Raw genomic sequence first — 8,702 nt, forward strand, 5'->3', positions numbered from 1 at the left:
CAGCGCGCAAGGAAGGGTCAGATCGCGGCGGCCAGTTCGGTGCCCTGCTTGATGGCCCGCTTGGCGTCGAGTTCGGCGGCGACGTCGGCGCCGCCGATCAGGTGGGCCTCCAGGCCGCGCTCGCGCAGCGCCTCGTAGAGGTCGCGGCGCGGCTCCTGGCCGGTGCAGAGCACCACGGTGTCCACGGGCAGCAGTTGGCGCTCGCCGTCGACGGTGAAGTGCAGGCCGGCGTCGTCGATCAGGTCGTACGTCGCGCCGGCGACCATGGTGACGCCGCGGTGCCGGAGTTCGGTGCGGTGGATCCAGCCGGTGGTCTTGCCGAGCCCGGCACCGACCTTGCTGGTCTTGCGCTGGAGCAGGTGGACGGCGCGCGGCGGTGCGGGCCGCTCGGGGCGGCGCAGTCCGCCGCGCTCGCGGTACTCCGGGTCGATGCCCCACTTGGCCTGGAACACGGCCGGGTCGAGGCTGGCCGCGTCCCCCTGGTCGGTGAGGAAGCCTGCCACGTCGAAGCCGATGCCGCCCGCGCCGAGGATGGCGACCCGCTCGCCGACGGGGGCGCCGTCGCGCAGGACGTCGAGGTAGCCGACGACGCTGGGGTGGTCAACTCCCGGCAGGTCGCCGGGGGTTCGCGGGGTGACGCCGGTGGCGAGGACGAGTTCGTCGAAGTTCTCGGCGGCGAGCCGGTCGGCGGTGGCGGTGGTGCCGAGGCGCTGGGTGACGGCCAACTCGGCGAGCCGGGTGCGGTAGTAGCGCAGCGTCTCGTCGAACTCCTCCTTGCCGGGCACGAGCCGGGCGGTGTTCAGCTGCCCGCCGATCGCCGCGGCGGCGTCGAACAGGGTGACGTCGTGGCCGCGTTCGGCGGCGGAGACGGCGAAGGCGAGCCCGGCCGGGCCGGCTCCGACGACGCCGATGCGCTTGCGCGACCTGGTGGGCGTGAGCACGAGTTCGGTCTCGTGGCAGGCGCGCGGGTTGACCAGGCAGGAGGTGATCAGGCCGCTGAAGGTGTGGTCGAGGCAGGCCTGGTTGCAGCCGATGCAGGTGTTGATGGCGTCGGCGCGGCCGTCCTCCGCCTTGGCGACGAAGTCGGCGTCGGCGAGCAGCGGGCGGGCCAGCGAGACCAGGTCGGCGCAGCCGTCGGCGAGCAACTGCTCGGCGATTTCCGGTGTGTTGATGCGGTTGGTGGTGACCAGCGGGATGCCGACGGTGCCCATCACCTTCCTGGTCGCCCAGGCGAAGGCGCCGCGCGGCACGGAGGTGGCGATGGTGGGGATGCGGGCCTCGTGCCAGCCGATGCCGGTGTTGATGATGGTCGTCCCGGCGGCCTCGACGGCCTGGGCGAGGCGGACGACCTCGTCGAGGGTGGAGCCGCCGGGCACCAGGTCGAGCATGGAGAGGCGGTAGACGATGATGAAGTCCTCGCCGACCCGCTCGCGGACCCGGCGGACGATCTCCACCGGGAAGCGCATCCGGCGCTCGTACGGGCCGCCCCATTCGTCCTCGCGCCGGTTGGTGGCCGCGACGACGAACTCGTTGATCAGGTAGCCCTCGGAGCCCATGATCTCGACGCCGTCGTACCCGGCGCGGCGGGCGAGTTCGGCGCAGCGGACGAAGTCCTGGATGGTCTGCTCGACCTGTGCGGCGGTGAGCTCGTGCGGGACGAAGGGACTGATCGGGGCCTGGAGGGCGCTGGGGGCGACCAGGTCGCGGTGGTAGGCGTAGCGGCCGAAGTGCAGGATCTGCAGGGCGATCTTCCCGCCGGCGGCGTGCACGGCGTCGGTGACGACGCGGTGGCGGTCGGCTTCGGCCCCGGTGGTGAGCATCGCGCCGCCCTCCCAGGGGCGCCCGGCCTCGTTGGGGGCGATGCCGCCGGTGACGATGAGGCCGACGCCGCCGCGGGCCCGCTCGGCGTAGAACTCGGCCATCCGCCGGTAGCCGTCGGGGGCCTCCTCCAGGCCGACGTGCATGGAGCCCATGACGACGCGGTTGGGCAGGGTGGTGAAGCCGAGGTCGAGCGGGCTGAGCAGGTGCGGGTAGCGGCTGCTGCCGGGGGTGGTGCTCATCGACGCGCTCATCGACGTCTCCTGGGGGCGGCGGGGGTCGGTGTTACCGCAGAGTAGGGGACGGCGGCTCGATGTGCAACTAGTTGCATAAGGGGGCCGCGGGTCGAGGCCCCGCGCTCTGCCGGTTCCCACCAACTCGCGGACATGATCCGCGTATTGTCAGATCGGTAGTGTGGGCAGCTGGGAGAGGACCGCCATGCGGGATAGCTCGATAGCCGTGATCGGCGGCAGCATCGCCGGAAGCGCCTTCGCCGGGGCCGCCGCCCGGCTGGGAGCGGACCGGATCGTGGTCCTGGAACGCAGCGAGGGCCAGTTGGAGGACCGCGGCGTCGGGATCTGCATCAACGACGACCGCTTCGACGAACTGGTCCACGCCGGCCACCTCCACGACGGCGTCCGCCGTCACCGCCTCACCGTCCGCCGCTGGGTCACCCGGGAGACGGCCGAGGACCGCGGCGGCGACGGACCGGACGGGCGCGGGCGGGTGCTCTGGAACCAGCCGATGCCGTTCCACTCCCACCACTGGGCCGTCCTCTGGCAGGCCCTGCGCGAACGCACCCCCGACCGGGTCGAGTTCCGGCAAGGCCACACCGTCACCGCGGCCGGCACCGACCAGGACGGCGCCTGGACGGCCGGCCCCGACGGCACCCGCGAACCGTACGACCTGGTGATCGGCGCCGACGGCTACCGCTCGGTGGTCCGCGCGGCGGTCTGCCCGCAGGCCCGGCCCGCATACGCCGGGTACGTGTGCTGGCGCGGCAGCTACGACGCCGCACTGCTGGCGGAGCTGCCCGGCGGGGCCGCGGCCTGGCCGGAGGACGAGTGCGCCACCGTCTGCTACCCCGGCGGCCAGGTCGTGATCTACCGCATCCCCGGGCTCACCCCCGGCACCACCCAGGTGAACTGGGTCTTCTACGCGCCCACCCCCGCCTGGCTGCGCCTCGACGGCCCGACCAGCATCCCGGCGGGCACCCTCACCGACGGGCGGCTGGACGACCTGCGCCAGCTCGCCGAACGGCACCTGCCGCCGTACTGGGCCGCCCTGGTCACCCTCACCCCGCGCGAGCGGACCTTCCTCCAGCCCGTCTACGACCTGGAGACCCCGCGCCGCACGGCCGGCCGGCTGCTCCTCGGCGGGGACGCGGCCACCGTCGTCCGCCCGCACAACACCAGCGGCGCCGTGAAGGCCTTGCAGGACGCGCACGCCTTCGAGCAGGCCGGGCGGGCCGCCGCCGCGGACGGCGGGTTCTGGCCGGCCCTGCTGGCCGCGTACGACCAGGAGCGGGGCGTGGTCGGGCGGGAGCTGGTGGAACTGGGCCGACGGCTCGGCCGGGAGCAGGTCGCCGCCGCACCGGACTGGTCGGCCATGGACGGACCGGGGATGGACGCCTGGTGGCGCCGTCAGCTGACCGGCAGCGGGGGTTTCGGCGGCCACGCCCTCGGGCGTCCCGAGTGAGCGTGGGCCGCAAAGGCCGGTGGCCGCCGAAACCCCGTCAGATCACCTGCCGCGATCCACCTGCTGCGATCAGACGTTGACGCCGTAGTCGGTCGCGATGCCGCGCAGACCGGAGGCGTAACCCTGCCCTATCGCGCGGAACTTCCACTCCGCGCCGTTGCGGTACAGCTCACCGAAGACCATCGCGGTCTCCGTGGACGCGTCCTCGCTGAGGTCGTAGCGGGCGATCTCCTGGCCGTTGGCCTGGTTCAGCACCCGGATGAACGCGTTGCGGACCTGCCCGAAGTTCTGCAGCCGGGCGTCGGCGTCGTAGATCGACACCGGGAAGACCACCTTCGCCACGTCGGCCGGCACCCGCGCCAGGTCGACCTTGATCTGCTCGTCGTCGCCGTCGCCGCCACCGGTCAGGTTGTCGCCGCTGTGCTCGACCGAACCGTCGGGGCTGCGCAGGTTGTTGAAGAAGACGAAGTGCTGGTCCGAGACCACCTTGCCGAGCGCGTTGCAGAGCAGCGCACTGGCGTCCAGGTCGTAGTCGGCGCCCGTGGTGGTGCGCACGTCCCAGCCGAGACCCACGATCACGGCGCTCAGACCGGGCGCCTCCTTGCTCAGCGAGACGTTGCCGCCCTTGGCCAGTGAAACTCCCACAATGCCCTCCTCGATCTCTCCCTGCGGACGAATCTACAACACTGTAGAGATCACGGGAATCCACCTGCGGTCGGGCCCCACCCCGGGGATTTCTCAGGGGTTCCACCGGGAACCACCCATCACCCCGGCCCGCACCGCCCCCACGCCGCCGCGCAGGCGGGGGTTGGAAGACACGCCCTAGACTGGCGGTGGATCCCCTGGTCCGCCCCGACCGGCGGCCCCCGCGCGGGAGGTTCCCCATGCGCCAGCGGTACAGCTTCCACTTCGACCAGGCCGGGCACTCGGTCACCGTCAACGTCCGCTCCGGCTGGATCACCGAGACCGAGTTGCTGGTGGACGGCAAGGAGTGCGCCTTCCACCGCGTCCACGGGCACGGCGTCTACCCGCTGACGCTCGCCGCCCAGCTCGCCGAGGAGCCGCCGCTGCCGCTCTCGGTGCGGCTGGACCGCACGGGCGCGGCCGAGCACCCGTACTCCTGCGTCCTGGAGGTCGCGGGAGCCGAGCACCCGATGCCGGAGCGCGCGGCGCGCTGAGCCCTCCGCCCGCCCGCTACAGGCGCTGCGCCACGATCTCCTCGATCGCTTTCCGGGCCCGCTCGGCGTCCTCGGCGACCAGGCCGATCCTGGTCCGGCGGTCGAGCACGTCGGCGACGTCCAACGCGCCCTCGTGCGTGACGGCGTAGGCGACCTCGGCGCGCGTCACGTCCAGGCCTTCCGCGATCGGCGTCAACTCCCCGGCGGCCACCACCTCCTGGGACGATCCGCCGTGGCGGGCGAGCAGCGAGCCGGGCACGGCGCCCGCCGGGAGCGGGCGGCTGTCCCGGTGGGCCGGGGCGCCGACCAGCGGCAGGCGGGCCGTCCAGCAGGCCCGGGCCGGCAGGCCGCGCAGCCGCACGGCGGCGTCCACCGCGTCCTCGGCCATCCGCCGGTAGGTGGTGAGCTTGCCGCCGACCACCGTGACCAGCCCGGACGGCGACTCCAGCACCGCGTGCTCCCGGGAGATGTCGGCGGTGCTGCCGCCCCCGGTGTCGATCAGCGGCCGCAGCCCCGCGTACGCGCCGCGCACGTCCGCCCTGGTCAGCGCGGTGCTCAGGGCGGCGTTGACGGTGTCGAGCAGGAAGGCGAGCTCCCCCTCGGCGGGCTGCGGCTCGTCCGGGATCGGACCGGGCGCGTCCTCGTCGGTCAGCCCGATCGCCACCCGGCCGAGTTGCTGGGGCAGCGCGAAGACGAAGCGGCTGGTCGAACCGGGCACCGGCACGGTGAGCGCCGCGGTCGGGTGGCCGAGCGCGGCGGCGTCCACCAGGAGGTGGGTGCCCCGGCTGGGGCGCAGCCTGATCGACGGGTCCACCTCGCCCGCCCAGACGCCGGTGGCGTTGACCACCGCGCCGGCTTCGACGGTCAGCGACTGCCCGGTGACGGTGTCGGTGAGCCGGGCGCAGCTGCCGGTCACGGACTCCGCCCGCACCCTGGTCAGCACGGTGGCGCCGTACTGCGCCGCGGTTCGCGCCAGCGCCACCACCAGCCGGGCGTCGTCGACGAGTTGGCCGTCGTGCGCGACCAGCGCGCCGGACAGCCCGGCGGTCCGCACGCCCGGCACCAGCTGCCGCGTCCGCGCGGCGCCGATCCGGCGCACCCGGGGCAGCAGCGCGCCCGGCGTCCCGGCGCCGATCCGCAGCGCGTCCCCGGCGTGGAAGCCCACCCGGATCAGCGAGGCCTGCCCGGGGCGCAGCAACCCCGGGAGCAGCGGCACCAGTTGGGGCAGCGCGCGGATCAGGTGCGGGGCGGTGCGGGTCATCAGCACGCCGCGCTCGATCGCGCTCTCCCGGGCCACCCCGATCCGTCCGGAGGCGAGGTAGCGCAGGCCGCCGTGCACCAGCTTGGAGCTCCAGCGGCTGGTGCCGAACGCCAGGTCGCGGGACTCGACCAGCACCGTGCGCAACCCGCGCGAGGCGGCGTCCAGGGCCACCCCGGCACCGGTGACGCCGCCGCCGATCACCAGCAGGTCGACCCGCGGGCGGTCCCCCAGCGCTTCGAGTTCCGCCTGGCGCCGGCCGGCGTCGAGTCGGCTGGAGCCGGCGAAGGGAGCGGCGGAGTGAGCGGCGGAGGATCCGGCGGGCGTCGAGGTCATGGCGCGAGGTATCCGTTCAGTGCTCTGGTCAGTTCGCGCCGCCAGGCGGCCTCCGACAGCAGGGAGGCGACCATGCGGTGCGACTGGACGGTGGACTGGGCGATCAGCAGGACCATGGCGGCCAGTTCGACCGGCTCCCCGGCCCGGATCGAACCGTGCGCCTGCCCCTGCTCGATGCCGGCCCGCAGCGCCTCCAGCAGGCCGCGCTGGCTGGTGCCGAGCCGCTCGACGACGTACTCCAGCAGCAGGTCGGAGTCGGAGGAGCGCAGCAGCGCGCCGAGCACCGGGTGGTCCCGCAGCCGGACGGCCACCTCGACGACCCCGTCGACGAAGGCCTCCCGGCCGATCGGGGCGCCGTCGCCCCCGAGGGTCAGGGCGACGCCCTCCCGGGTGGCCCGGATCTCCCGGGTGAGCAGGGCGCCGATCACCGCCCGGACGTCCGGCCAGCGCCGGTAGACGGTCGGCCGGCTGACCCCGGCGCGGCGGGCGATCTCCGCCAACTGCGTTCGGCGCACGCCGAGATGGACGATCAGGTCGGCGGCGGCGTCCAGGATCGCGTCGTCGGTGCTGCGCGCGGGACTGCCAGGGGACTCGGCGTTACTACTTGACATGATGTGTGAAACTGTAACGCATGGCACCTGAGACGCAAGCGGGACCGGCCGGCGCCGCGCTGCCGCTCCCCCCGATGAAGTGGGACGCCTGGGGCGACCCGGCCCTCGCCAAGGAGCTGTCCGCGGACATCAAGGGGCTGCTCGCCGCCGCCCTCGGCGTCACCGGCGACGCCACCCCCGGACCGGCCGCCGACGAGGTCCTCCTGCACCCCTCGCGGATCACCGCCGACGACCTCAAGGCCCTCGCCGCCGCCGTCGGAGAGACCAACGTCAGCGCCGCCGACGCCGACCGGCTCCCCCGCGCCGGCGGCAAGTCCACCCCCGACCTGCTGCGCCGCCGCAGCCGCGCCCCTCAGGACGCGCCCGACGCCGTCGTGCTGCCCGGCGACGAGCAGGAGATCGCCGCCGTCCTCGCGCTCTGCGCCGAACGCCGCATCGCCGTCGTCCCGTTCGGCGGCGGCACCAGCGTCGTCGGCGGCCTCGACCCCGAACGCGGCGGCCTCACCGCCGTCATCTCGCTCGACCTGCGCCGCCTCGACCGGCTCCACGACCTCGACGAGACCTCCGGCGAGGCCGTCCTCGGCGCCGGCCTCACCGGCCCCGCCGCCGAGGCCCTGCTCGCCGAGCGCGGCTACGAACTCGGCCACTACCCGCAGAGCTTCCGCTACGCCACCCTCGGCGGCTTCGCCGCCACCCGTTCCTCCGGCCAGGACTCGGCCGGCCACGGGCGCTTCGACGAGATGGTCCGCGGCCTTCGCGTCGTCACCCCCGCCGGGGTGCTCGACCTCGGCCGCGCCCCCGCCTCCGCCGCCGGCCCCGACCTGCGCGAACTCTTCCTCGGCTCCGAAGGCACCCTCGGCGTCATCACCGCCGTCCGGCTCCGCGTCCACCCGCTGCCCGCCGTCAAGGCCTACGAGGCCTGGAGCCTGCCCGACTTCGCCACCGGCAGTGCCGCCCTGCGCGCCGTCGAGCAGGCCGGCACCGGCCCCACCGTCATCCGGCTCTCCGACGAGGCCGAGACGATGGTCAACCTCGCCATGACCGAGCAGATCGGCGGCGCCCCCGCCGTCACCGGCTGCCTCGCCGTCACCGTCTTCGAAGGCACCGCCGAACAGGTCGCCACCCGCCACCGGCTCACCCGCGACACCCTGCTCGCCGCCGGCGCCACCTCCCTCGGCGAAGCCCCCGCCCGGGCCTGGGAACACGGCCGCTTCAACGCCCCCTACCTGCGGGACTCCCTGCTCAGCGCCGGCGCCCTCTGCGAAACCCTGGAGACCGCGGCCAGTTGGAGCCGGCTCCCGCGGCTGCGGACCGCCGTCACCGAGGCCCTCACCACCGCCCTGCCCGGCGCCCTCGTCCTCTGCCACGTCTCGCACGTCTACCCGACCGGCGCCTCGCTCTACTTCACCGTCGTCGCCGCCCTCGGCGAGGACCCGCTCGCCCGGTGGGCCGCCGCCAAGCGCGCCGCCGGCGACGCCATCGTCACCGCCGGCGGCACCATCACCCACCACCACGCCGTCGGCGCCGACCACCGGCCCTGGATGAGCGACGAGATCGGCGAGCTCGGCGTGCGCATCCTGCGCGCCGTCAAGGCCGAACTGGACCCGGCGGGCATCCTCAACCCCGGCAAGCTGATCCCGTGACCGGCGGTCCGCGAGCCATCAGGCGAGTGGCCGTCCTCAGCAACCCGGCGGCGGGGGGGGGGGGGGGGCCCACCGCCGCCCCCCACGGCCAGGCCCCGCCCTCCGCTCGTCGCCCTCCCCCCCCCCCGCGCCGCGCCCACACCCCCCACCAAAAAACCCA

The 8,702-nt window shown here is 74.5% G+C and carries 7 protein-coding genes; 3 read left to right on the top strand and 4 right to left on the bottom strand.

Annotated features, from left to right (window positions below; translation table 11 throughout):
* Window positions 1-17: 17 nt before the first annotated feature.
* On the bottom strand, window positions 18-2,072 hold the full coding sequence (locus AC07AL_RS25165) for an oxidoreductase (protein ID WP_478318241.1): 2,055 nt from the start codon (window positions 2,070-2,072) through the stop codon (window positions 18-20).
* Window positions 2,073-2,256: 184 nt separating this feature from the next.
* On the opposite strand from AC07AL_RS25165, the gene AC07AL_RS25170 reads away from it, so the two are divergent.
* Entirely contained in the window at window positions 2,257-3,516 is a 1,260-nt protein-coding gene (locus tag AC07AL_RS25170) for an FAD binding domain-containing protein (RefSeq protein WP_478318243.1), read from the top strand.
* Between the two features lie 69 nt (window positions 3,517-3,585).
* Here AC07AL_RS25170 and AC07AL_RS25175 read toward each other — a convergent pair whose 3' ends face one another.
* Window positions 3,586-4,161 carry a TerD family protein gene (locus tag AC07AL_RS25175; RefSeq protein ID WP_350883073.1) on the bottom strand — a complete coding sequence of 192 codons (576 nt, stop codon included), beginning with the start codon at window positions 4,159-4,161 and terminating at the stop codon, window positions 3,586-3,588.
* A gap of 239 nt (window positions 4,162-4,400) precedes the next feature.
* Here AC07AL_RS25175 and AC07AL_RS25180 point away from each other — a divergent pair, with 239 nt between their 5' ends.
* The gene (locus AC07AL_RS25180; RefSeq protein ID WP_063349769.1) at window positions 4,401-4,694 is read left to right on the top strand and encodes a hypothetical protein; all 294 of its coding nucleotides are present in this window, start codon (window positions 4,401-4,403) and stop codon (window positions 4,692-4,694) included.
* Window positions 4,695-4,710: 16 nt separating this feature from the next.
* Here the strand turns inward: AC07AL_RS25180 and AC07AL_RS25185 are convergent, their stop codons facing one another.
* Window positions 4,711-6,288, bottom strand: a complete 1,578-nt coding sequence (locus AC07AL_RS25185; protein WP_478318246.1) for a glycerol-3-phosphate dehydrogenase/oxidase — start codon at window positions 6,286-6,288, stop codon at window positions 4,711-4,713.
* Entirely contained in the window at window positions 6,285-6,899 is a 615-nt protein-coding gene (locus AC07AL_RS25190; protein WP_363579644.1) for a TetR/AcrR family transcriptional regulator, read from the bottom strand. Before AC07AL_RS25190 ends, AC07AL_RS25185 begins: the two co-directional genes overlap by 4 nt.
* Before the next feature lie 20 nt (window positions 6,900-6,919).
* On the opposite strand from AC07AL_RS25190, the gene AC07AL_RS25195 reads away from it, so the two are divergent.
* Window positions 6,920-8,542, top strand: a complete 1,623-nt coding sequence (locus AC07AL_RS25195; protein WP_478318248.1) for an FAD-binding oxidoreductase — start codon at window positions 6,920-6,922, stop codon at window positions 8,540-8,542.
* Window positions 8,543-8,702 lie beyond the last annotated feature (160 nt).

The sequence above is a fragment of the Kitasatospora sp. NPDC043949 genome, assembly GCF_056435365.1.